The 23,684-nt window shown below is 63.1% G+C and carries 24 protein-coding genes and 2 tRNA genes; 9 read left to right on the forward strand and 17 right to left on the reverse strand.

All coding sequences use genetic code 11. The features are described from left to right. Positions 1 to 55: 55 nt before the first annotated feature. Positions 56 to 1,030, forward strand: a complete 975-nt coding sequence (locus tag NCS67_RS08620) for a transporter substrate-binding domain-containing protein (RefSeq protein ID WP_244807460.1) — start codon at positions 56 to 58, stop codon at positions 1,028 to 1,030. A 9-nt stretch (positions 1,031 to 1,039) separates the two neighbouring features. Here NCS67_RS08620 and NCS67_RS08625 read toward each other — a convergent pair whose 3' ends face one another. The 3 genes from NCS67_RS08625 to NCS67_RS08635 form a co-directional block, all read right to left on the reverse strand. Then, the gene (locus NCS67_RS08625) at positions 1,040 to 1,489 is read right to left on the reverse strand and encodes an NUDIX hydrolase (protein WP_008342000.1); all 450 of its coding nucleotides are present in this window, start codon (positions 1,487 to 1,489) and stop codon (positions 1,040 to 1,042) included. A gap of 19 nt (positions 1,490 to 1,508) precedes the next feature. Next, the gene (locus NCS67_RS08630; protein WP_008342001.1) at positions 1,509 to 1,907 is read right to left on the reverse strand and encodes an RT0821/Lpp0805 family surface protein; all 399 of its coding nucleotides are present in this window, start codon (positions 1,905 to 1,907) and stop codon (positions 1,509 to 1,511) included. Between the two features lie 100 nt (positions 1,908 to 2,007). Beyond that, positions 2,008 to 3,351, reverse strand: coding sequence for a cytochrome-c peroxidase (locus tag NCS67_RS08635; protein WP_250434934.1), 1,344 nt, complete (start codon positions 3,349 to 3,351; stop codon positions 2,008 to 2,010). Between the two features lie 246 nt (positions 3,352 to 3,597). Between NCS67_RS08635 and NCS67_RS08640 the strand changes: the two genes are divergently transcribed. Next, the gene (locus NCS67_RS08640) at positions 3,598 to 5,169 is read left to right on the forward strand and encodes an acid phosphatase (protein ID WP_008342003.1); all 1,572 of its coding nucleotides are present in this window, start codon (positions 3,598 to 3,600) and stop codon (positions 5,167 to 5,169) included. A 69-nt stretch (positions 5,170 to 5,238) separates the two neighbouring features. Here the strand turns inward: NCS67_RS08640 and NCS67_RS08645 are convergent, their stop codons facing one another. Beyond that, positions 5,239 to 5,940, reverse strand: coding sequence for a GntR family transcriptional regulator (locus NCS67_RS08645; protein WP_250434936.1), 702 nt, complete (start codon positions 5,938 to 5,940; stop codon positions 5,239 to 5,241). A gap of 141 nt (positions 5,941 to 6,081) precedes the next feature. Between NCS67_RS08645 and NCS67_RS08650 the strand changes: the two genes are divergently transcribed. Beyond that, the gene (locus NCS67_RS08650) at positions 6,082 to 7,374 is read left to right on the forward strand and encodes a cyanate transporter (RefSeq protein WP_250434937.1); all 1,293 of its coding nucleotides are present in this window, start codon (positions 6,082 to 6,084) and stop codon (positions 7,372 to 7,374) included. On the opposite strand, the gene NCS67_RS08655 is transcribed toward NCS67_RS08650, so the two are convergent. The 3 genes from NCS67_RS08655 to NCS67_RS08665 form a co-directional block, all read right to left on the reverse strand. Continuing rightward, positions 7,274 to 7,729 (reverse strand): response regulator, encoded by a 456-nt coding sequence (locus NCS67_RS08655; protein WP_063828766.1) that lies wholly within the window; start codon positions 7,727 to 7,729, stop codon positions 7,274 to 7,276. The two genes, NCS67_RS08650 and NCS67_RS08655, sit on opposite strands and share 101 nt — an antisense overlap. Positions 7,730 to 8,015: 286 nt before the next feature. Further along, positions 8,016 to 8,092, reverse strand: a tRNA-Arg gene (locus NCS67_RS08660). 118 nt (positions 8,093 to 8,210) lie between these two features. Next, entirely contained in the window at positions 8,211 to 9,041 is an 831-nt protein-coding gene (locus tag NCS67_RS08665; RefSeq protein ID WP_250434939.1) for an undecaprenyl-diphosphate phosphatase, read from the reverse strand. Positions 9,042 to 9,611: 570 nt separating this feature from the next. On the opposite strand from NCS67_RS08665, the gene NCS67_RS08670 reads away from it, so the two are divergent. From NCS67_RS08670 to NCS67_RS08680, 3 genes are all read left to right on the forward strand, one after another. Continuing rightward, the gene (locus tag NCS67_RS08670) at positions 9,612 to 10,514 is read left to right on the forward strand and encodes an aldose epimerase family protein (RefSeq protein ID WP_250434941.1); all 903 of its coding nucleotides are present in this window, start codon (positions 9,612 to 9,614) and stop codon (positions 10,512 to 10,514) included. A 111-nt stretch (positions 10,515 to 10,625) separates the two neighbouring features. Beyond that, positions 10,626 to 11,318, forward strand: coding sequence for a peptidoglycan DD-metalloendopeptidase family protein (locus NCS67_RS08675; RefSeq protein WP_250434943.1), 693 nt, complete (start codon positions 10,626 to 10,628; stop codon positions 11,316 to 11,318). Positions 11,319 to 11,346: 28 nt separating this feature from the next. Then, the gene (locus NCS67_RS08680; protein ID WP_008342014.1) at positions 11,347 to 11,667 is read left to right on the forward strand and encodes a hypothetical protein; all 321 of its coding nucleotides are present in this window, start codon (positions 11,347 to 11,349) and stop codon (positions 11,665 to 11,667) included. Between the two features lie 6 nt (positions 11,668 to 11,673). On the opposite strand, the gene NCS67_RS08685 is transcribed toward NCS67_RS08680, so the two are convergent. From NCS67_RS08685 to NCS67_RS08695, 3 genes are all read right to left on the reverse strand, one after another. Beyond that, a complete protein-coding gene (locus NCS67_RS08685; RefSeq protein WP_250434945.1) occupies positions 11,674 to 11,898 on the reverse strand; it encodes a hypothetical protein in 225 nt (74 codons plus the stop codon). A 187-nt stretch (positions 11,899 to 12,085) separates the two neighbouring features. Next, the gene (locus NCS67_RS08690) at positions 12,086 to 12,256 is read right to left on the reverse strand and encodes a hypothetical protein (RefSeq protein WP_167561874.1); all 171 of its coding nucleotides are present in this window, start codon (positions 12,254 to 12,256) and stop codon (positions 12,086 to 12,088) included. A gap of 71 nt (positions 12,257 to 12,327) precedes the next feature. After that, positions 12,328 to 12,404: transfer RNA gene (locus NCS67_RS08695), tRNA-Pro, on the reverse strand. A 106-nt stretch (positions 12,405 to 12,510) separates the two neighbouring features. Here NCS67_RS08695 and NCS67_RS08700 point away from each other — a divergent pair. After that, positions 12,511 to 12,978 carry a SixA phosphatase family protein gene (locus NCS67_RS08700; protein ID WP_034474269.1) on the forward strand — a complete coding sequence of 156 codons (468 nt, stop codon included), beginning with the start codon at positions 12,511 to 12,513 and terminating at the stop codon, positions 12,976 to 12,978. 121 nt (positions 12,979 to 13,099) lie between these two features. Beyond that, positions 13,100 to 13,924, forward strand: a complete 825-nt coding sequence (locus NCS67_RS08705) for a GNAT family N-acetyltransferase (protein WP_008342022.1) — start codon at positions 13,100 to 13,102, stop codon at positions 13,922 to 13,924. Between the two features lie 64 nt (positions 13,925 to 13,988). Here the strand turns inward: NCS67_RS08705 and ppx are convergent, their stop codons facing one another. Beyond that, positions 13,989 to 15,500: an exopolyphosphatase gene (gene ppx, locus NCS67_RS08710; protein ID WP_008342024.1), complete on the reverse strand. Its 1,512-nt coding sequence runs from the start codon at positions 15,498 to 15,500 to the stop codon at positions 13,989 to 13,991. Between the two features lie 253 nt (positions 15,501 to 15,753). Here ppx and ppk1 point away from each other — a divergent pair, with 253 nt between their 5' ends. Continuing rightward, entirely contained in the window at positions 15,754 to 17,817 is a 2,064-nt protein-coding gene (ppk1, locus tag NCS67_RS08715) for a polyphosphate kinase 1 (RefSeq protein WP_175982589.1), read from the forward strand. Between the two features lie 242 nt (positions 17,818 to 18,059). Here the strand turns inward: ppk1 and phoR are convergent, their stop codons facing one another. From phoR to pstC, 6 genes are all read right to left on the reverse strand, one after another. Continuing rightward, complete coding sequence (phoR, locus tag NCS67_RS08720) at positions 18,060 to 19,373, reverse strand: phosphate regulon sensor histidine kinase PhoR (RefSeq protein ID WP_008342027.1); 1,314 nt, start codon at positions 19,371 to 19,373, stop codon at positions 18,060 to 18,062. 61 nt (positions 19,374 to 19,434) lie between these two features. Then, positions 19,435 to 20,136 carry a phosphate regulon transcriptional regulator PhoB gene (gene phoB / locus NCS67_RS08725; protein WP_008342029.1) on the reverse strand — a complete coding sequence of 234 codons (702 nt, stop codon included), beginning with the start codon at positions 20,134 to 20,136 and terminating at the stop codon, positions 19,435 to 19,437. Between the two features lie 45 nt (positions 20,137 to 20,181). Next, complete coding sequence (phoU, locus tag NCS67_RS08730; protein WP_008342031.1) at positions 20,182 to 20,886, reverse strand: phosphate signaling complex protein PhoU; 705 nt, start codon at positions 20,884 to 20,886, stop codon at positions 20,182 to 20,184. A gap of 38 nt (positions 20,887 to 20,924) precedes the next feature. Further along, entirely contained in the window at positions 20,925 to 21,785 is an 861-nt protein-coding gene (gene pstB / locus NCS67_RS08735; RefSeq protein WP_008342032.1) for a phosphate ABC transporter ATP-binding protein PstB, read from the reverse strand. A gap of 15 nt (positions 21,786 to 21,800) precedes the next feature. Then, positions 21,801 to 22,688, reverse strand: coding sequence for a phosphate ABC transporter permease PstA (gene pstA / locus NCS67_RS08740; RefSeq protein ID WP_244807467.1), 888 nt, complete (start codon positions 22,686 to 22,688; stop codon positions 21,801 to 21,803). Then, positions 22,688 to 23,671, reverse strand: a complete 984-nt coding sequence (pstC, locus tag NCS67_RS08745; protein ID WP_008342037.1) for a phosphate ABC transporter permease PstC — start codon at positions 23,669 to 23,671, stop codon at positions 22,688 to 22,690. Before pstC ends, pstA begins: the two co-directional genes overlap by 1 nt. Between the last annotated feature and the right edge of the window lie 13 nt (positions 23,672 to 23,684).

The following is a 23,684-nucleotide window of genomic DNA, read 5'->3' on the forward strand; positions in this document are numbered from 1 at the left end:
GGCGCCCTCGTCGTGTCTGGCGGCCCGGCCATACGCCGCTTCCAACGAGGAGAACATGAAGCAGTCGCATTCCTTCGCGCCGCGCCGCACACGGGCCCAACGAAGCGCCGCCCTCGCCTCCGTGCTGCTGTTCGCATCCGCCGGCGCGGGTGCCGCCACGAGCGCCGAACTGGCGACGGCCCAAGCCAGCGTCGATCAGATGCCGCCGTCGGCGACGCTGCGCAAGATCGCCGAGAACGGCGCGATCGTGCTGGGCACGCGCGAATCGTCGGTGCCGTTTTCGTACACGGTGAAGCAGCAGCCAGTGGGCTACTCGTACGACATCGCACTGAAGGTCGTCGACGACATCAGGAAGCGCCTCAAGATGCCGAACCTCGCGGTCAAGAACGTGATGGTCACGTCGGCGAACCGCATCTCTTATGTCGTGAACAATCAGGTCGATCTGGAATGCGGCTCGACCGCGCATGTGGCCGATCGCGATCCGCTCGTCGCGTTCTCGAACAGCTTTTTTCAGTACGGCATCCGCATGGCCGTGAAGAAGAAGTCGGGCATCCGCGATTACGACGATCTCGCGAACAGGACGGTCGTGACGACGGCGGGCACGTCGGACGAGCGCATGCTGCGGCAGATGAGCATCGACAGGAAGCTGAACCTGCGCATCATCAGCGCGCGCGATCATGCGGAGGCGTTCGCCGCGCTGAAGTCGGATCGCGCGGTCGCGTTCGTGATGGACGATCCGCTTCTCTACGGCAAGATCGCGCAGGAAGGCGCGGCGCGCAATGAATACACGGTGACGGGCGCATCGCTCGCGAACGAAGCGTACGGCTGCATGATGAGAAAGGGCGACCCGGTGTTCAAGCGCATCGTCGACGACGTGATCGCCGGCATGCAGCGCTCGGGCGAAGCCACGAAGCTCTACGAGACGTGGTTCATGCGCCCGATTCCGCCCGACGGCATCAACCTGCAATTCCCGATGTCGCCGGAAATGAAGGCGCTCTTCGCCAATCCCAACGACCGCACGATCGACTGATCGCGCCGGTCAAAGCGTCTCGTGCAGTTCGGCGAGCGAGAGCGTGGTCTGAAAGAGCCGCGCGAGACTGCGGCTCGCGAACTGATCGACATCCGCCGGACTGACCCAGCGATACGCATCCATCTCCGGAATCATGGTGCCGTCGCTGTAGCGCGGGAAAAACGATTCGCACACGCAATTTTCAAGCTGCACTTCCTCGGCGGAAACGCGCACCGCGAACAGATGCAGATCCTTGTCGCGGCGATAGACGAAGCGCCCGAGATCCTTCAGACGTTCAGCGGGCAGCACGATGCCCGTCTCCTCGACGAGCTCGCGCAACGCCGCCTCGCGCGGGCTTTCGCCCGGATCGGCGGCGCCCTTGGGCACGTCCCAGTGCGTGGTTTCGGTCGCGTGACAGAGCAGCACGTCGCCCTGTTCGTTGAGGATGACCACGCCGCACGATACGGTGCGCGCGGTCATCGATCGCTTGCCCGGTTCGTCACTGCTTCTTGAGTTTCCACGTGCCGTCGCTCTGCTTGCATGCGGTCGGGATCCAGGTTTGCGTCTGTCCCTTCGCGTGTGCGACGAGCGTGACCTTGCGGCATTTGAGGCCGCCGGATTCGAAGGTTTCCTGCGGCGTCACCGTTCCGTTGATCGGGACCGTGTTGCCCGTGCCCTCGTTGTTCCAGTCGAGCGATTCGCCGTCCTGCTTCGTGTTGAGCGCGATCTGCGCGGCCTTGTTGAGCGCCTGCAGGTCGCGCTGCTTCATGTAGGTGATCGGCGTGTTGTTCAGGAAGCCGAGATTGGCGGCGGATGCGGTCGCGCTCACGGCGACGAGCGCGGCTGCCGCGATCGTCCGGAGAGAGGCGTGAGCGAACGCTCGATCTCGTATCGGCATGAAGTTTCTCCTCGTTGCATTGGTGTTTCGCCGGTGACCGCGCCGGCCGTCGGCTGCAACGAGAATAGCATGAGGCGCGGGCCGCGCCGCCCGCGCTGTCTCAGTTATGCGCGGACTTCATTTCGTTGATGCCGATGCCCTTTTGCGAGTCCTTGTCCCTCGCCGGATCGTAGTCGTCGGTGAGCGTGCCGAGGAACGCGACGACGTCCTTGATCTCGGCTTCGTCGAGCGCGGGTTTGTCGCCTTTCTTGCGATCGAACGGCGGCTCGGTGTTGACGTTCTCCCAGTACTTCTTCGGCAGGTCGTCGAACTTCTGCACGGCGCCGTTCTTCGACACCGGATAGAACTTTTCTGGATTCGTGTCGCGCTCGACATAGAAACGCACCACGTCTTCCAGACGATGATAGATGCCGTTATGGAAGAAGGTCTTGCGCGTCGCGACGTTGCGCAGCGACGGCGTGCGGAAGATCCCGCAATACTCGTCCATGCCCTTCAGGTCGCGACGCTCGGGACCGCATGCGCCGAGATCGTGGAAATTCGGATTCTTGTTGATCGGCAAGGCGCGGTTGCGCGGCACGCCGATCGCGATCAGGCCGAAGTCGCTGAACTGCGGCGGCGAGCCGTCCTTCGCGCGCTGGCTGATGTGGCACGACGCGCAATTGCCCTTGTTCTCGTCGTTGAAGAGTTGCGGGCCGTGCATTTCGGCGTCGTTGAGCTTCGCGCGGCCGGCGAGGAACGCGTCGTACTTGCTCGTGTACGGATAGAACTTGTCGGGCGATTGCTCGAACGCTTCGAGCGATTCCAGCACCGACGCGAACGCCTTGTCGTCGCTTGCGAAGACATCGGCGCCGAACGCGCGGCGGAAATCATCGGCATAGGACGACGCCTTCACCGCCGCGACGACCTTGCCCGGCGTGCTGCCCATTTCGAACGACGACAGAATCGGGATGCGCGCCTGATCCGATCCGCGATCGACGCGGCCGTCCCACGTCAGGCCGCCGGTCGGACCGGCATCGACGCTTTCGTCGCCTTCATCGTCGGAATCGTGGAAGTGACGCGTGAAGGCAGGCACCGACTGCAAGTACCTGAGCGACGGCACCGCGCGAAAGCCCGCCTGATGCATGTCGTTGCCGCCGAGCTGCACGGACAGCGCATTCGGCGGCCCGAACGCATGACTCGGGCTATGGCACGACGCGCACGCGAGCTTGCCCGACCCGGACAGCGACGGATCGAAGAAAAGCTTCTCGCCGAGCGAGGTGATCTGCTTCACATGCGCGAATACTTCCGCGCGCGATTGACCGTGCGGCGCCGAGTTGTCCGCGTTGGCCGCATTCACCGTCTTGGCCGCGACGTTCGCCGCGTGCGAATCGCAGCCGCTCATCGCCGCCCAAAACGCGGCAAGCGCGATGGAACACAGGACGAACGGCAGGCGCATCGAAGACATGGCGTAGGAGGCGGAATCGAAAGATGCCGAAGCGTATGTCGTCTGCGTGTCTTTCATGTGACAAGCCTCGACGCTTTCACATCGAACCATCTACGCGAAATTTATTAAGCAAACATTACGCAAACGAAAGCGTTATTACATGGTTGCGTCAATTTGCGTTGCGACACTGCGCACGCCGGCGAGCAAAGACTCATTCGACGATGAAGCCGCGCCGTGCGCCGGTCCCCAACACAAGAGAGATCCTCAATGAACAAGAAACTCGTTTGCGCGGTGCCGATCGTGGCCACTGCCGCATTCGGCCTCTACGCATGCGGTGGCGACGACCATCACGACAGCAGCGATATTTCTTCGGTGAAAAACGTCGTCGTGATCTACGCGGAAAATCGCAGCTTCGACAATCTGTACGGGCATTTCCCCGGCGCGAACGGCCTGCAGAACGTAACGGCGGCGAGCGCGCAGCAGCTCGACCGCGACGGCAGCGTTCTGCCGACATTGCCGACGATCTGGACCGGCCTGACGGCGACGGGCGTGACGCCCGCGATCACCGCGGCGATGACGACGAATCTGCCGAACGCGCCGTTCGCCATCGACGATCCGAAGGGCTTCAACATCCAGCTCAACGTCACGACGCGCGATCTGTATCACCGCTTCTACGAGAATCAGATGCAGATCGACGGCGGCAAGAACGACAAGTTCGCCGCGTGGGGCGATTCGGGCGCGCTCGTGATGGGTCACTACGACACGCCGCCGGACAAGCTGCCCCTCTACAAGATCGCGCAGCAATACACGCTCGCGGACAACTTCTTCATGGGCGCGTTCGGCGGCTCGTTCCTGAATCACCAGTGGCTCGTCTGCGCCTGCACGCCGATCTATCCGAACGCGGACAAGAGCGTCGCGGCCGGCTCAATTTCGGCCGTGAATGCCGATGGCGTGTCGCTGAAGCTCAAGACGAATCCGCCGCCTTCGGCGCTCACCGGCTCGGCGGACGCGCAGTTCGTGAACTCGGGCACGCTCACGCCCGACTTCTACGCCGTCAACACGATGCAGCCGCCGTATCAGCCGAGCGGCAACCCGGCGCCCGCAGGCGTCGATCCGGCGCTCGGCGATGCGACCAAGGCCAACACGCTGCCGCCGCAGACGCAGCAGCACATCGGCGATCTGCTGAACAGCGCGGGCGTGAGTTGGGCGTGGTACGGCGGCTCGTGGGCGGCGGCGCTCGCGAACCGCTCGGTCATCAACGGCGCGGTCAACGTCGTGCCTGACTTCCAGACGCATCATCAGCCGTTCAACTACTTCGCCGATCTCGCGCCCGGTACGGCGAACCGCGCGCAACACTTGCTCGACGGCGGCACGAACGGTTCGGAGTTCATCAAGGCGATCGACGCGGGCACGCTGCCGCAAGTCGCGTTCTACAAGCCGCAGGGCAACCTGAACGAGCACGCCGGTTACACGGACGTCGCGCAGGGCGACCAGCACATCGCCGATCTGATCTCGCATTTGCAGAAGAGCCCGCAGTGGAAGAACATGGTCGTCGTCGTGACGTATGACGAAAACGGCGGCTTCTGGGATCACGTCGCGCCGCCGAAGGGCGATCGCTGGGGTCCGGGCACGCGCATTCCGGCGCTCATCATTTCGCCGTACGCGAAGAAGGGCTTCGTCGATCACACGCAGTACGACACCACGTCGATCCTTCGCTTCATCACGAAGCGCTTCAACCTGCCGACGCTGCCGGGCCTCGCCTCGCGCGACGCCGCGCTGGTGGCGAACGGCGCGCCGAAGATGGGCGATCTGACCAACGCGCTCGACTTCTCGCAGTAAGCATCGCGCGCACGCAACAATGACAGGGCTGCGGCTTTCGAAGCCGTGGCCCTTTCTTTTTGCCGACGATCACGCGAGCGCGAAGATCGTCGCCAGATCGCTCGTGCGCGACGCGCCCGCTTGCGCGAGAACACGCGCTTCCAGTTCGTCGATGTGCGTACGCATCGCAGTTAGCGCGGCATCGAGATCGCCCTGTTCGAGGGCGTCGATGAGTTGCGCGTGTTCATCGGATGAGCAGTTCGACAGCTTCGATGGATCGAAAAGCGCCTTGTAGAGCTCGGTCTTCGCGACGAGCCTCGCGAGAAACGCCTCCACTTCCGGCGCGCCCGCGAGTTCCGCGAGGAGCACATGAAAGTGGCCCGCGAGACGCACGCATTCCGCGACGCTCCCCGCTTTCAGCGCGCGCTGTTCGGCCTTGACGTGAGCGCGCAACGCACGCAACGCCTTCACGCTCAACGCGCCGCACAGCGATGCGACGATGCCCGCCTCCACCACTAGCCGCGCGCGATAAACCTCGCGGATGTCGTCGACGGTCGGCGACGGCACGAACGCGCCGCGATTCGCTTCGAGCGTGAGCTTGCCTTCCGCGCCGAGGCGCGCGAGCACCTTGCGGATCGTGCCGCGCGTGCACTCGAAGGCTGCGGCGAGCTCGCGCTCGACGAGCTGCGCGCCGGGCGCGAGCTTGCCCTGCAAAAGCGCGGACGCGATTGCCGCGTAGACGCGCTCGTCCGCGGAAATGTCCTTCGATGAAGTGTCCTTGCGTGATGCCATGATGCCCGCCGTGCTTGCGATGAATCGCATTGTAGCGAGCGCGCACCGCCGCGTACGAATGCGCCCTATTCGGTTCGTCGTATTTTTGGTTGACCAAAAATAGATAGAATGGTCAACCATTTCGCACCGAGGATGAGTCGCATGAAAGCATCGAACGTCGCGTGGCTCGCGGTGATCGTCGCGATCGGCCTGAATCTGCGGCCGCTGCTCACGTCCGTCAGTCCGCTGATGGGCGTGATCTTGCACGCGACAGGACTGTCGTTTCGCGGGGCGTCGATGCTGACCGGCTTGCCCGTCGTCGCGATGGGCGCGTGCGCGTTCGGCGCGAGCGCGCTGTCACGCTCGGTCGGCAATGCGCGCGGCGTGGCGCTCGGGCTCATCGCGATCGTCGCGGCGTGCGCGGCGCGCCTCGTCGCGGGGAACGCGGTGGCGCTCGTCGCGAGCGCGGCCATCGCGGGCACGGGCGTCGCCGTCATTCAGGCGCTCTTGCCGGGCGTGATGAAGACGCGCTTTCCCGCGCGCCTGCCCTTCGCGATGGGCCTCTATTCCGCATCGATCATGGCGGGCGGCGGGCTCGGCGCGAGCATCACGCCGGCGGTCGCATCGCGCGTGACGTGGCAGGCTGGACTCGCGTTCTGGGCTGTTCCCGCGCTGATCGCGCTCGCGGCTTGGATGATGCTGATGCGCGCCGATGCGTTGCCGCGCGTCGCATCGACGGGCCGCGCGAAGCCCGCGCCGTCGCTCTTTCTCAATCGTCGCGCGTGGACGCTCGGGATTTTCTTCGGGCTCGTCAATGGCGGCTATACGAGCCTCGTCGCGTGGATGCCCGCGTATTACCAGCAACTCGGCCGCGGCGTGACCGAAAGCGGCGCGCTGCTGGCGATGCTCACGGCGTTCCAGGCGTCGTCCGCGCTGCTGTTGCCGATGGCGGCGGCGCGTTGCGGACGCGGCAGGGATCGTCGTCCGTGGATCGCGCTCGGCCTCGCCGCGCAGCTCGCGGGGTTCGCGCTGTTGCTAGTGGCGCCGCTTGCCGCGCCGCTCGCCGTCGTCGCGTTGCTCGGCGCGGGCCTTGGCGGTGTGTTCGCCCTTTCGCTCGTGCTGACGCTCGATCACGCCGACGATCCCGCGTTGGCCGCGCGGCTCGTCGCGTTCGTGCAGGGCGTGGGGTTCGTGATCGCGGCGATTGCGCCGGTCGTCGCGGGCATCGTGCGCGACGTGAGCGGCGGCTTCTCGATGTCGTGGATGATGCTCGCCGCGAGCCTCGTCGCGATGATCGCGCTCAACGTCGTGTTCGGCCCGCGCGGGTATGCGCGCGCGATGCGGTCCGCGCGGGTCAGCGGACCGCGTGACAGGCGAAGAACTCGTCGAGCAGATCGGTCATCTGCCATACGGGACACGGACGGCGGCAATGGCCGTCGTAGCCCGCTTCCTTGAGATGCGCGATCGGCTCTTCGGGCAGAAAACCGCTCATCGCGATGATGAGGCGAGTGGCGTCGTCATCGGCTTCGCGCAGCGCCCGCACCAGCGCGTAGTTGCCGGAACCTCCGATGCGCGTATCGAGAAAAAGCACATGCGGACGCCATTGCTCGACGATGTTTCTGGCCGATGACACATCCGCCGCAAGCTGCGCCGGAAAGCCCTTCAGCTCGAACAGCGACGCAAGCGATGCGCCGAGCACGCGTTCCGGCAGCGCGAGCAGCACGCGGCGCGATTCCGGTTGCAGGCGCAGCTTCTTGCGATTCCATAGCGAGCATTGCGCCGGGCTGGTTTCGTATGCTCGATTGTTCAAGTCACCCTCTTTCGACGATGCGGTACGCACCGTCACCGTTGTGGCGCACCGCGCGCCACGATGACGCATCGGCGCACCGTCGATGGGCGGCACGTCTGCTTGTACGAGATGGTTAAATTTGTGAAGCGTTGTGTGGCGCGGAGTTGCGGGGATCGGGCGCGCACGCGGGGGAAGGACGGGCAGGAAGCGGGCCAGGCGATGGCGCCTCGCTGCTTGCTTTGCGCGGAGCGCAAAGCAAAAAGCCCAGCCGAAGGAAGACTGGGCTTTTGCCTGTGTGCAGGCCGTTTGGCCCGCCCTACACGACTCGAACGTGTGACCTACGGCTTAGAAGGCCGTTGCTCTATCCAGCTGAGCTAAGGGCGGAGAACCGGAGCGCGCGGCGGAAGCAACGCGAGTAAGACGCGAGACAACCGCGAAAACCGCCGCGAATCAGAAGAGATCGCGATTTTACCTCATTCGCCGCTGCCCTTGTCCCGGCTCGTCACATCGGCTGCGGATGCATCATGAACCAGCCGAGGAAGAAGATTCCCGCGATCACGCAATACACGCCGAACGACGCGAGCTTGCCGTGGCCTTCGAAGTAGCGCATCAGGAAGCGCACGCTCAGATACGCCGCGATGCCCGTCAGCACCCCGCCCAGCACCGAATCGGCGAGTTGTCCCGGCGCGTGAAAGAGCTTCGGCAATTCGAGCACGCCCGCCGCGAAGATGATCGGCGTGCCGAGCAGGAACGAGAATTCCGCCGCCGCTTCAGCCGTGAGACCCGCGCCCACGCCCGCGATTATCGTCAGGCCGCTGCGCGAAAAGCCCGGAATCAGCGCGCCGATCTGCGCGAGCCCGACCAGAAACGCCTGCCTGAACGTGAGCTTTTCCGGCGCCCGCGTCGCGCGGCTTCGCTGCAGACGGTCACCGAGCCACAGCAGCACGCCGTTGACGATCAGCGCCGCCGCGACGATCCGCAGATCGTGAAAGATGGCCTCGAGCCGCTTCTCGAGCAGCAAGCCGACGATGCCCGTCGGAATCGTGCCGATGATGAGCGCCCACATCATGTGCCCGTCGTCGTTCTTGCGTCCGCCGAGCGACGCGAAGAAGCCGCGGATCAGCGCGATCCAGCGTTCACGGAAATACCAGAGCAGCGCGACGGCCGTGCCCAGATGCAGCGCGACGAGAAACGGCAGCAGTTGCGGCGCGTGCTTGTCGATGTGCATGCCGATCAGGCCGGGAACGAGGAGCGTGTGCCCGAGGCTGCTGACAGGAAAGAGCTCGGTTACGCCCTGGAGCACGCTTAAGAAAACGAGAAACCACAAAGTCACGCGTCGGTCCTTTTTCGGGGAAGGTGGAGGACGCGCCGTGCAGTTCCATTCCTCGCGTCACGCGAAGCCAAAGATGCCGGACAGGGAATGTGGAACAGGAAGGATGAGTCGATACGGCGCGCAAACGGGACCGATTATGCCGTCGGCTAAATCGAGCGCCAAGCGCTTACCGCACACAAATTGCGCCGACAGTCAATCGTCGGCAAAACGAAGCATTATCGAAAGTCGATGACAGGCAATACGAAAGCGAGCGCGCCTCCGAACGGGACGCGGACTCGCAATTCGGCGATCGCCCGTCAGGCCTTCAGCTTGTAGAGGAAAAGCGCCGTGCTTGCCCCGAAGAGCCCGAACATCGCGACGCCTATTGCCATCGCCAGATCCATGGTTACTCCTTGTCCGTCTGATTCCCAACACAGGGAGCATATAACAACATATTGCATAAGCCTTGCTTAGTCGCAATTTCCCGCAAAGGGTTTTTCCGGACAGAATTCCAAGGCAGAATCGTCAGGTTGAGCCGCGTCGCTCAGGAGCGTGCGCGGCGTCTCGCCATCCAACGGAGCGCCTGCCATCATGTCACCGGAATCCGACATCATCGAAATCGAGCGCGACGGCGCCGCCATCCAGCTCGCGCCGCACGCGGGCGGACGCCTCATGACCTGGCGCGTCGGCGGCAAGCCCGTCGTGCACTGGCCCGACGCCGCCGACTGGTCCAATCCCGCGAAGATCCGCGGCGGCAATCCGCTGCTCTTTCCGTTTCTCGGACGGCATTTCGTCGATGGCGAAATCGGCAAGTGGCGCGATCCGGAAGGCATCGTGCATGCGCTGCCGACGCACGGCTTCGCGCGCAACCTGCCCTTTTCCCACACGCGCGACGCCGACGGCCACGGCCTGCGCATGACGCTCGTCGACAGCGACGCCACCCGCGACGGCTATCCGTTCGCGTTCCGCTTCGAGGCGGCGTACCGCATCGTCGACGGCCATACGCTCGAAGTCGAGCTGACGACGTCGAATCCGGGCGAGGTCGCGCTGCCCTACTACGCCGGGCATCACTTCTATTTTCATCTGCCGCACGGCCAGCGCGGCGAGAGCAGCGTCGCGCTGCCGCATACCGAACGGCGCCGTCAGCTTCCGGACGGCTCGATCACCGAAGCCGAGCCCGGCCTGCCGCGTTATTCGCTCGCCGATCCGGGCATCGTCGATACGTTTCATTGCCTCACGCGGCAGTCCGACGAACCGGTGCTGTTGAATCTGCCGGGCCTCAAGCGCACGATCGCCTTCGAGTTGCAGCAGCCCGATTCCGTGCCGTGGTACGCGGTCACGACCTGGACCGAATCCGACGCATCGGACTTCTATTGCGTCGAACCGTGGATCGGCCTGCCCGATGCCATCCACAACGGGCGCGGCCTGCGCTGGCTCGCGCCGGGCAAGACGGAGACGGCTTCGCTGCGGCTCGTCGTCGGCGAGCAGGCGTAGGCGAAGCGGCGTCATTCTGTCCGGGGAAACCCGAGACGGTAAAATCCTGCCTTTCGATTCGCCGCGCGGCTGTGCTCGCACTGCTCGCGGCGATGCTTTGCGAGGTCAGGTTTGCAAAAAACAATTCGACGGCTCGTCTGCGCATCGCTCATCGCAGTGTTGGCCGCTTGTGGAACGGGGCCGGTCGCGCCGGGTTTCTATCGTGTAGAGCGTGGAGACACGGTTTCCAAAATCGCGCGCGAGAATCGCACGACGATCGCGAACATCAAGCGCTGGAACGGGCTCGCGAATCCTGACGCCATCGAGGTCGGACAGGTGCTGCGCATCGCGCCGCCTGCGGGCAGCGCGAGCACCGCGGATTCATCGGGTGCGGCGGCAACGGGCAGCGCGAAGAGCGAAGCCGGCGCGCAGGCGTCCTCGCAGAGCAAGGCCGGACCGGGCGTCACGCTCGTGTGGCCGGCGCAGGGCAGCGTCGTTCGCAGCTTCGACGGCAAGAACTCGAAGGGCATCGACATCGCCAATGCGGCGGGCACGCCCGTCGTCGCCGCCGCGAGCGGCAATGTCGTCTACGCCGGCAACGGTCTGCGCGGCTACGGCAACATGCTGATCGTCAAGCATGACGACGATTATCTGACCGCCTACGCCCACAATCGCGTGCTTCTGGTGAAGGAAGGCCAGACCGTGCAGCAGGGCCAGCAAATCGCCGAAATGGGCGACACCGACAGCAATCGCACCATGCTGCATTTCGAAGTGCGCTACTTGGGCCGCTCGACGGACCCGGCGCGCTATCTGCCGCCGCGCTGACAGCCGGCGGCCGCTTTAAGGAAGATCGATGAGATTGACGATGAGGATCAACACTGCCGCGCTCGGCGCGGCTCTCGCGCTCACCGGCGCGCTGGCCGGCTGCGCGAGCGGCCCGACGATGACCTATCTGCCTTCGGGCGACACGGGCTTCGCGATCAACTGCAGCGGCGGCGACGCGGCGACGAGCTGGGCGGCCTGCTACAAGCAGGCGGGTGAAACGTGCGGCGCGTACGGTTACGACGTGATTTCGAAGGATGCCGACAACGGCGCGACCGCAGGCGGCACGGTGGGCGGGATCTTCGGTGCGAACATCAAGAACCGTTCGATGGTGATCCGCTGCAAGCAGTAACGCCCGTCAGCGGTCTTTCGGCGCCCACGTGCGCCAATGCCCCGACAACGGATCGATATGCGCGGCAAACGCCACGAGCGAAGCGACGGCGAGCGGCGCGACAGCAGCAAAAATCCAGAGCAGATCCATGACAGATACATTTTGCAACAAGTTCGGGCGATGATACCCGAGCAGCAAATGTTTCGTTGGATCAATCCCGCCGATATCGCCGAAACGGAAAGAGTTACGCATTACGGTTTCTTGCATCCCTGCACGAGGCGCGCCTTGCATCCCGTTACGCACGGAAACAAGCGCATACAGCCGTGACGCGCTCGAATTCCTAGACTGGCGACAGCCCAAGTGCCGTATCTCCGCGCGAACGGTTGGCGCGGGTCAGAAGCCCCGGTGCGCCCGCATCGGGGCTTCGTCTTTGCGGGGCTTACTGAGGCTTGGCAGGATCGGAGATCATCGACGGCGGCGTCATGTCCGTCGGCACGCCCTTGTAGTCGGGCGGATCTTTCGGTTCGTGCTTTTGATGGCCAGACTCCGCACAGGCGGCGAGACCGAGCGTAAAGAAAACGGCGCAAGCGAAGGCGGAAACAGCGCGCATTGAGACTCCTGGAAGAGCGTAGAAAAGACAAAGGGGTTACAAGCCGTAACTTGTAACCCCTTCGTGTATCGTGGTCGGAGCGAAAGGATTCGAACCTTCGACCCTCTGATCCCAAATCAGATGCGCTACCAGGCTGCGCTACGCTCCGACGAGCCGCAGATTGTAGCGTGCCTGACCCGCGTCCGCAATGCCGAACTCAGGCACGCAACTTTCTGCTGCATCCGAAAGCGAACCTCATCATCCGGAGACAATCGATGAACCTCATTCTCTGGCGACACGCCGAAGCAGAAGATCAGGCGTCGAGCGATCTCGCGCGGCAGCTCACGCCGCGCGGGCGCAAACAGGCGCAAGGCATCGCGAAGTGGCTGAAGGCGCGCATCGACGATGACGCCGTGCTGCTCGCCAGTCCCGCGACGCGCACGATCCAGACGGCCGAAGCCTTCGGCGACCGCTATCGCGTCGTCGACGCGCTCGCGCCCGGCAACGGCGCGCAGGCCGTGCTCGATGCGGCGGGCTGGCCGGACGGCATTGCGGAGACGGTCGTCGTCATCGGGCATCAGCCAACGCTCGGCCGGGTGGCCGCGCTCCTCATGACGGGCCACGAAGCGGATTGGTCGATCAAGAAGTCGGGCATCTGGTGGCTCCAGTCGCGCACGCGCGGCGGCGACGGGCAAAGCGTGCTGCGCGCGGTCATCAATCCGGACCTGCTTCAGGCGTCGTAAGCTCGCGTTCATGCGGATGTCGTTTCATCGAAACGTCATTGCGATGCCATGCGAGCGTCACTGTGCATTACTACATTGGCGAGGACTTGAAGCCACAGCAACGTCCTGTCGAGGAACGCCAATGCAAGAACTGCCGACGCCTTTCCTGCAACTCGGAGCGTCATCGCTCTCGCTCGATTCGCGCCGCCACCTTCCGCGCACGTCGGAAACGAACACGGGCCGCGAGCGCCTGCAAGTCGCGTGGGCGCGCGACGACGACGCCCTGCGCGACGCGCAGCGCCTGCGCTTTCGCGTGTTCTCGGAGGAAATGGGCGCGCGTCTGTCCGGCCCCGCAGGGCTCGACGTCGACGCCTTCGACGCCTATTGCGATCACCTGCTCGTGCGCGATCTCGACACGCTGCAGGTCGTGGGCACGTATCGCGTGCTGCCGCCGCATCAGGCGGCGCGCATCGGGCGTCTCTACGCTGAAAGCGAATTCGACGTGTCGCGCCTCACGCACCTGCGCCCGAAGCTCGTCGAAGTAGGACGCTCGTGCGTGCATCCGGATTATCGCAACGGCGCGGTGATCATGTCGCTGTGGGGCGGCCTCGCCGCGTACATGATGCAAAACGGCTATGAGACGATGCTCGGCTGCGCGAGCGTCGGCATGATCGACGGCGGTCATTACGCCGCGAATCTCTACACGTCGCTACCCGCCGATGCGCTCACCGCCCCTGAGTACCGCGCGTTCCCGCACACGCCGCTGCCCGTCGAGGAGTTGCGCACCGGCGCGAACGTGAGCCCGCCGCCGCTCGTGAAGGGTTATCTGCGGCTCGGCGCGAGGATTTGCGGCGCGCCGGCATGGGATCCGGATTTCAACACCGCCGACTTCCTCACGCTCTTCCGTCTGTCCGATATCAACGCTCGTTACGCGCGGCATTTCATCGGCGACATGCAGGGACGTTGAAGCCCTGAAACGCAAAAGGCCCCGTTGACTCGACGGGGCCTTCTCTTTTCTCACGACGCGAAAATCAGTCGCCCGTATAGACCACGCGATACGGCCGCCCGATCTTCTCCCATTCCATCGCTTCCTGAACGAGGCTGTAGTCGGTGAGCGGATTGTTCGCCACCCACTCGTTCGGCAGATGCACTTCGAAACCGCCACTCGCCTGCCTCACTTCGATGCCGGGCAGCCCGACATCCGTGCGCCGGCGCGACAGCAGCGCGGCGAGCCGCAGGCAAAACAGCAGCGTCCATTCGACGTCGCGCGCCTGCGCGAGCTTGCCGAGCTTGCCGGCGTGGCCGAGCACGAGCGCGGCGAGACGCGCCTGATCGGTGCGGGAAAACCCCGGCATGTCGGCGTTGCTCGCGATATACGCTGAATGCTTGTGATACGCACTGTGCGCGATCGACAGTCCGATCTCGTGCAGCGACGCGGCCCACGCGAGGAACATGCGGTTCTCCTCGCGCACGTCTTCGTCGGGTTCGCCGAGCTGGTCGTAGAAGCTGATCGCCAGTTCGCCGATGCGCTCCGCCTGCGCGGCATCGACGCCATAACGGCGCTTGAAGCCTTCGACCGTCACCGTCCGCATGTCCTGATGCTGCGAGCGTCCGAGCAGGTCGTAGAGCACGCCGAGGCGCAGCGCGGCATCGGTCGTATCGGCATAGTCGATGCCCAGTTCCTCGAACACGCCGAGCATGATCGACAGCCCGCCCGCCAGCACCGGCACGCGATCGGGCTTCAACGCGACGAGCTTCAGCCGGTTCACGTTCTCGGCCTTGATGAGCGCGCGCTTGAGCTTCTCCAGCCCGCCGCGCGAGATGCCGTGCGTGATGCCTTCGTCGTTGAAGCCGTTCGCCTCGATCAGTTCCGCGAGCGCGCGCGCCGTGCCCGACGAGCCGATGGCCTGATCCCAGCCGGTGCCCTTGTATTCGCTCGAAATGATCTGGATCTCGCGTTTGGCGGCGAGTTCGGCCTGCCGCATCGTGTATTCGTCGACGTTGCCGGCCGGGAAAAACTGGCGGCTATGGCTCACGCAGCCGATATAGAGGCTTTCCATGTGGATCGGCGTGTAATGCGATCCGATGATGAATTCCGTCGAGCCGCCGCCGATATCGACCACGAGCCGCTTGCCCGCGCTCGCCGGCACCGAATGCGCGGCGCCCGCGTAGATGAGGCGCGCTTCCTCGCGCCCGGCGATGACTTCGATCGGAAACCCGAGCGCGGCTTCCGCCTCGGCGAGAAAGTCGGGCGCGTTTTTCGCGACGCGCAGCGTGTTGGTGGCGACGGCGCGCACCTGGTCGGGATGGAAATCGCGCAGACGTTCGCCGAAGCGCTTCAGCGCGTCCCAGCCGCGCACCTGCGATGCGCGGTCGAGCATCTTGTCCTTGGAGAGGCCGCCGCCGAGGCGTACGGGCTCGCGCAGCGCGTCGACCTGATAGATCTGGCTGCCGGCGGGCGTTTCCTCGACCCGTCCGACGATCAACCGGAAACTGTTCGATCCGAGGTCGACCGCGGCAAGTAGATGGGGATGTGTGACCATCGGATATCCAGAAATCGTGAAGTGGGGGGAAGCACTGTCACAGCGGCGCTGCTGCAGCGCACGAATTCTATTCTATGCCGGGTTGGCGAGCGGGCCTTGCCGTCCCGTTCGGAACCGCGCGTTTGCGCTGGCAACGCTATCGGCAATGTGAGTAGAATTTGTGACATCCGTTATGTCATAAAAAATACATCATACTGTGAGAGCATCCGAGAGTTCCCTTGCCCATCTGATCGAGACACCTTCCCTCCCTCCGATGTCCATACGCTATCCGCTCTTCAACCGCGAACTGGGCATACTAGGTTTCAACGAGCGCGTCCTCGCGCAAGCCGCCGATACGACGGTTCCCCTGTTGGAACGCCTGCGTTTCATCTGCATCACCAGCAGCAATCTCGACGAATTCTTCGAAGTCCGTATGGCGGGTCTGCAAGAGCAGATGCGCGACAACCCCGGCTCGCTCTCGCCGGATGGCATGTCGCTGCAGCACGTCTACGACCTCGTCTCCGAGCGCGCGCAGCGGCTCGTGCGCCAGCAATATTCGATGCTGCATGACATCGTGCTGCCCGCGCTCGAAATGGAAGGCATCTATTTTCACGGCGCGGAGGACTGGACGGAGCAGCAGACCGGATGGGCGCGCGACTACTTCTACAACGAACTGCTCCCCGTCCTGACGCCTATCGGGCTCGATCCCGCGCATCCGTTTCCGCGCGTGCTGAACAAGAGCCTGAACTTCGTCGTCGAGCTGGAAGGCACCGATGCCTTCGGCCGTCAGGCGATGATGGGCATCGTGCAGGCACCGCGCGCGCTGCCGCGGCTCGTTCGCATGCCCGAAGCGCTGTCGGGCTATCCGCATGGTTTCGTGCTGCTGAGTTCGTTCATGCAGCACTTCGTGAACGAGCTGTTTCCGCATCTCGTCGTGCGCAGTTGCAATCAGTTTCGCATCACGCGCAACAGCGAGCTTTTCGTCGACGAGGACGAAATCACCAATCTGCGCGTCGCGCTGCAGGGCGAATTGCCGGCGCGGCATCTGGGCAACGCGGTGCGTCTCGAAGTGTCGGCGGAAACGCCGCCGCATCTCGTGCGGCGTCTGCTCGACGAAGGTCAGCTGAGCGAACGCGATCTGTATCGCGTGAACGGGCCGGTGAATCTCGTGCGGCTCATGCAGTTGCCCGAGATGGTCGATCGACCCGATCTCAAGTTCGTGCCGCATATTCCGTCGGTGCCGAAGGCGATCGTGAACACGTCGAATCTTTTCGATGCGATCGATCAGGGCGATATCCTTTTGCATCATCCGTACGAGAGTTTTCAGCCGGTGCTGGAGCTGCTGCTTCAGGCCGCGAAGGATCCGCAGGTCGTCGCGATCAAACAGACGATTTATCGCACCGGCACCGATTCGCCGCTCATGGATGCGCTGATGCAGGCCGCGCGCAATGGCAAGGAAGTGACGGTCGTCGTGGAACTCCTCGCGCGCTTCGATGAAGAGACGAACATCAATTGGGCGTCGCAGCTCGAAGCGGTTGGCGCGCATGTGGTGTATGGCGTCGTCGGCCATAAGTGCCACGCGAAGATGATGCTGATCGTGCGGCGCGTGTCGCAAGGCGGCAAGTTCGTGTTGAAGCGTTATGCCCACTTGGGCACGGGCAACTATCATCCGCGCACGGCGCGTCTTTATACCGACTTCGGTCTGATGACTTCCGATCAGGAAATGTGCGAGGACGTGCATCACGTCTTTCAGCAACTGACGGGCATTGGCGGAGAGATTCCGCTGCATCAGTTATGGCAATCGCCTTTCACGCTGCATGCGAAGCTGATCGATGCGATCCGCGCCGAGGCCGAGCATGCGCGGGCGGGACGGCGTGCGCGCATCGTCGCGAAGATGAATGCTCTGCTCGAGCCTACGGTCATTGCCGCGCTTTACGAGGCTTCGCATGCGGGCGTGAAGATCGATCTGATCGTGCGCGGGGTTTGTTCGTTGAAGCCCGGCGTCGAGGATCTTTCGGAGAACATTACGGTTCGGTCAATCGTCGGGCGCTTTCTCGAGCATCATCGGATTTTTTACTTCTATGCGAATGGCAGGGAAGATGTGTTTTTGTCGAGCGCTGACTGGATGGATCGCAACTTCTTTCGTCGTGTGGAAGTGGCGTTTCCGATTCGCGATAGGCGGTTGAAGCGGCGGGTTATTGCTGAAGGGTTATCGGTTTGTCTTGGCGATAATCAATCGGCTTGGGTCATGCAGAGCGATGGGCATTATCGGAAGCGCCGTCCGGGTAAGTCTATTCGCAACGCGCAGTTGGGGTTGCTGGCTAAGTTTTGTTCTTGATGTTTTTTGCCCTTTTTCGTGCGTGTTTTCTTCTTCGCTGGATTCGGTATTCGTGTCGGGCTTTGTGCTTGTTCGCTTCCGCTTTCGTGGAATCCTGCGTTCGTGTCGGTCTATTAGCACTGCCGCCCCGCACAGGGGCAACGCTAATAGACCGACGCGAAAACAGGATTCTACGAAAGCGGAAGCAAACAAGCACAAGACCGACACGACAACGGGATCCGGCGACAATCACCAGAACCCACTCAAGCCGCAAGCGACTTCCTAAACGCTGTCCGCGACCCCGGAAACCTCACGATAAACATACTCCCCTTCCCCACTTCGCTTTTAACGTCGAGCTCTGCACCGTGCCGTTGCAGCACATGCTTGACGATGGCAAGCCCAAGCCCTGTCCCCCCCGTATCCCGCGACCGGCTCCGATCCACTCGATAAAACCGCTCCGTCAAACGCGGAATATGCTCCGCAGGAATCCCGAGCCCCGTATCCCGCACCGTGAAAACCGCACGATCCTTCATGCGCTGCCACGTCACCTCGATGGTCCCGCCATCAGGCGTATAACGCACGGCGTTGGTCACGAGATTGCCGAGCGCGCTCATCACTTCGGTCTCGACGCCCGCAACCGTCAGCGCATCGTCGCTATGAAACGTGATGCGATGGCGCCCGTTCGACAGATTGTTCGCGTCGTCTTCCAAATGACGCAGCACGGCGCGCATATCCAGCAGTTCATCGCCAGGCGGCCGCATATCGCCTTCGAGATTCGCGAGCACGAGCAGATCGCGCACGATGTTCTGCATGCGCGACGCCTGCTGCTCCATCATGTCGAGATAACGCATGCGATCGGCTTCATCGAGCGGCAACTCACGCATGGTTTCGAGAAAGCCGGATAGCACGGTAAGCGGCGTCTTCAACTCATGCGAGACATTGGCCACGAAATCGCGGCGCATCGAATCCGTGCGCTCCAGTTCGGTAATGTCCTGCGTCAGAAGCAGCTTGCGATTGTCACCGTACGGAAACACCTGCACCGAAACCGTGTACTTGCGATTCACGCCCATGCCGCGCATCACGAGCATCTCTTCGTAGTGGTGCGCGTTCAGATAGCGGACGAAATCGGGATTGCGCACGAGATGCGTGATGTGCTGGCGCAAGTCGCGCTTCGCATCGAGACCGAAGTGCTTCTCGGCGATGTCGTTACACCACTCGATCTGATCGTGATCGTCGAGCATCGCGACGCCGTTCGGTGACGCCTGGATCGCCTGAATGAAGCGCGCATGCTGTTGCTCGACCTGACGCACTTGCGCGTGCCAGCGCTTCGCGAGCTTGTGCAGGCGATAGTAGATCTCGCCCCAGATGCCGAGCGCGCTCGGCACCTCGCCGTAGACCGGCGCTTCGAGCAGACGCCAGAGGCGCTGCATGTGATACGTGACGAAGAAGCCCTGCACGACGAGCATGAGCACCGCGAAGGCAAGCGCGATGCGCAAGCCCGCGAATGCGCCGATCGCGGCGCACAGCGCGGCGAGCAGCGCGAGGGACACGATCGCACGCGTCCAGATGATGTTCATGTTGTCGGTGAGTCTGAGTGACGTTGATGCGGCAAGTTAGAGCGGATAACGTTGACAGAATTCAGGCGCTCTTCGCAAGCCGGTATCCGCTGCCGCGCACCGTTTCGATCATAGCATCGCAACCCGCCGGCTTGAGCGCAGCACGCAGACGCTTGATATGCACATCGACCGTGCGCTCTTCGACGAACACGTGATCGCCCCACACCTGATCCAGCAATTGCGTGCGGCTGTGCACGCGCTCAGGATGCGTCATGAAAAAGTGCAGCAGGCGAAATTCCGTCGGACCGAGATCGAGCTTGATGTCGTTGCCCGAATGACTCGCCGCCACGCGATGCGTCGCCGGATCGAGACGCAGCCCGTTGATCGCGACGACGTCTTCGGTCAACTGCGGCGCGCGCCGGCGCAACACCGCCTTGATGCGCGCCATCAGTTCCTTCGGCGAGAACGGCTTCGTGACGTAATCGTCCGCGCCGATTTCGAGGCCGAGCACCTTGTCCTGCTCGTCGCCGCGCGCTGTCAGCATGATGATCGGAATGTGCTTCGTGCGCTCGTTGTTGCGCAGTTCTCGCGCGAACGCGATGCCCGACTTGCCCGGCAACATCCAGTCGAGCAACACGAGATCGGGCAGCACGTCGCTGATCAGGTTTTGCGCCTGTTCCGCGTTATACGCACGAATCGGGCAATGTCCCGCATGTTGAAGGTTCACCGAAATCAGTTCGGAGATCGCGGGTTCGTCTTCGACGACGAGGATACTGCTGGGCATCGGCACCTCTTGACCTTTTGCTTGAAATGAAACGATTGCGCGCGATTAACTCAGCGCCTCGCGTTCGAGCTGATCGCGCGAAATATGCCGCACGTCGGTGCCCTTGACGATGTAGATGATGAACTCAGCGATGTTCTTCGCGTGATCGCCGATGCGCTCCACCGCTTTCGCGATGAACAGATAATCGAGGCCCGCCGAAATCGTGCGCGGATCTTCCATCATGTACGTCACGAGCTTGCGCACGAAGGCGCGGAATTCCTCGTCGATGGCCTTGTCGTCGCGCACGATCTGCGCGGCGGCAACCGTGTCGAGACGCGCGAACGCATCGAGCGCGCGGCGCAGGATCGATACCGCCATTTCGCCCGACAGCTTGATCTCGGCGATGTTCACCGTGCGGCCCGCGCCGTCTTCGTTGATGCGCTTCACGCGCTTGGCGATCTTCTCCGCTTCGTCGCCGGCGCGTTCGAGATTCGTGATCGTCTTCGAGATCGCCATCAACAGACGCAGGTCACGCGCAGCCGGCTGACGGCGCGCGATGATGTTGCTGCACTCTTCGTCGATCTCCACTTCCATCATGTTCAGCCGCGCTTCGGCCGCGATCACCTGATCCGCGATGCCGATGTCGAATTCGTTCAGCGCCTGCATCGCCGCGATGATCTGCGACTCGACCAGACCGCCCATTTCCAGCACTTTCGACGACACCGCGTTGAGATCGGCGTCGAACTGGCTCGAAAGATGTTTATCGGACATATATGCTCCTTAAGCCTTCTGTTTCACCTGGCTGACGATCAGCCGAAGCGGCCCGTGATGTAGTCTTCCGTTTCCTTGCGGGCCGGCTTGATGAAGATCTTTTCGGTGTCGCCGAACTCGATCAATTCACCGAGATACATATAGGCAGTGTAGTCCGAACAACGCGCCGCCTGCTGCATGTTGTGCGTGACGATGACGACCGTGTAATCGCTTTTCAGTTCGGCGATCAGCTCTTCGATACGGCCCGTCGAAATCGGGTCGAGCGCCGAGCAAGGTTCGTCCAGCAGCAGCACTTCCGGACGGATCGCGATGCCGCGCGCGATGCACAGACGCTGCTGCTGGCCACCCGACAGACCGTAGCCGCTTTGCTGCAACTTGTCCTTTACTTCGGTCCAGAGCGCGGCTTTCGTGAGCGCCCATTCGACGCGGTCATCCATTTCCGAGCGCGACAGTTGCTCGAACATCTTCACGCCGAACGCGATGTTGTCGTAGATCGACATCGGGAACGGCGTCGGCTTCTGGAACACCATGCCGACGCGCGCGCGCAGGAGCGAAATATCCTTCGTCGTGTCGAGCAGGTTCGTGCCGTCCATCAGGATTTCGCCTTCGGCGCGCTGCTCCGGATAAAGCGCATACATCTTGTTGAACGTGCGCAGAAGCGTGGACTTGCCGCAGCCCGACGGACCGATGAACGCCGTCACTTTCTTCTCGGGAATGCGCAGGTTGATGTTCTTCAGCGCGTGATACTTGTTGTAGAAGAAGTTGAGGTTGTTCACCTCGATCTTCGGCTTGATGGAATCGGCAGGCTGCGAACTGTGCGTCGGGCGCACGCTGCCCGGCACCGGGCCGCGCTCGATCTGCTTTTCCTGGTGGTTGACACCGCTTTCGACCATGTTCATGGAATCACTCCACCCTTATTTCTTCGAGAAGATCGCGCGCGCCAGGATATTCAGACCCAGCACGCCGAGCGTAATCAGGAACACACCGGCCCACGCGAGCGATTGCCACTGCGGGAACGGACTCATCGCGAACTTGTAGATCGTCACCGGCAGATTGGCCACCGGCTGGTTCATGTCCCACGAGAAAAATTGATTCGACAGCGCCGTGAAAAGCAGCGGCGCGGTTTCGCCGGCGATACGCGCGACCGCCAGCAACACGCCCGTCACGATGCCGCCCACCGACGCCTTCAGCGTGATCGACATCACCATCTTCCACTTGGGCGTACCGAGTGCGAACGCGGCTTCGCGCAATGCGTTCGGCACGAGCTTTAGCATGTTTTCCGTCGTGCGGATCACGATCGGAATCTGCAGCAGCGCCAACGCGATCACGCCGGCCCAGCCCGAGAAGCGGCCCATCTTCGCGACGACGATCGCATACACGAAGAGACCGACGACGATCGAAGGCGCGGACAGCAAGATGTCGTTGATGAAGCGCGTGACGCTCGCGAGCCAGCGCTTCTGGCCGTACTCCGCGAGGTAGACGCCCGCGAGAATGCCGAGCGGCGTGCCGACGAACGTTGCGAGCACGACGAGCATCAGCGAGCCGACGATCGCGTTGGCGAGACCGCCGCCATCGGTGTTCGGCGGCGGCGTCGATTGCGTGAACAGATCGACCGACAACCCGCCGATGCCGAGCCTGAGCGTCGTGAAGAGAATCCACACGAGCCAGATGAGGCCGAAGGCCATCGCGGCGAGCGAGAGCGTCAGCGCAACCGCGTTCGTGCCGCGGCGGCGGCGCTGCAGCTTCTGACGCGTGGCTTCCACGCGGCTCGAATCCTGGTTGAACGTAACGGGACGGCTCATTATTTACGGCCCTCCCCGCGTTCCATGCGCAGAAGCATCAGCTTCGAGAGCGCGAGCACGAAGAACGTGATGACGAAAAGAATCAGACCGAGCTCCATCAACGCCGACGTATGCAGGCCCGGACTCGCTTCCGCGAATTCGTTCGCGAGCGCCGAGGTGATGCTGTTGCCGGGCGAGAAGAGCGACACGTTGTCGAGCAGGTTCGTATTGCCGATGACGAACGTCACAGCCATCGTCTCGCCGAGCGCGCGGCCGAGGCCGAGCATGACGCCGCCGATCACGCCGGCGCGCGTATAGGGCAGCACGATCTTCCACATGACTTCCCACGTCGTGCAGCCGATGCCGTATGCCGATTCCTTCAGCAGCACGGGCGTCACTTCGAACACGTCGCGCATCACGGATGCGATGTACGGAATGATCATGATCGCGAGAATCACGCCGGCGCACAGAATGCCGATGCCGATCGGCGCGCCTTGAAAGAAGATGCCGATCAGGGGCACGTCGCCGAGCAACTTGCCGAGGGGCTTTTCGAAGTATTGCGCGAAGATCGGCGCGAACACGAGCAGGCCCCACATGCCGTAGACGATCGACGGAATCGCCGCGAGAAGTTCGATCGCGACGCCGAGCGGACGGCGCAGCCACGCGGGCGACAGTTCGGTCAGAAAGAGCGCGATGCCGAAGCTCACCGGCACCGCGATGATGAGCGCGATGATCGACGTCGCAATCGTGCCGTAGATGGGCACGAGCGCCCCGAACGAGTCGCTGGGCGGATCCCATTCCGAACGCCAGAGGAACGAGAGGCCGAATTTCTGAATGGTCGGCATCGACGCGATGATCAGCGAAACGATGATGCCGCCGAGCAGGAGCAGCGTGATGACAGCCGCAAGCCGCGTCACGCCGCCGAAAATGATGTCGCCGATGCGGCTCGGCGCGCGCTGCGTATGCGCCGCCGGCACGGCCGACGATAGGTTGATGTCCGACATGGGAGCCTTGGTT

The sequence above is a fragment of the Caballeronia sp. ATUFL_F2_KS9A genome (genome assembly GCF_023630765.1).
In the GTDB taxonomy this organism is placed as follows: domain Bacteria; phylum Pseudomonadota; class Gammaproteobacteria; order Burkholderiales; family Burkholderiaceae; genus Caballeronia; species Caballeronia zhejiangensis.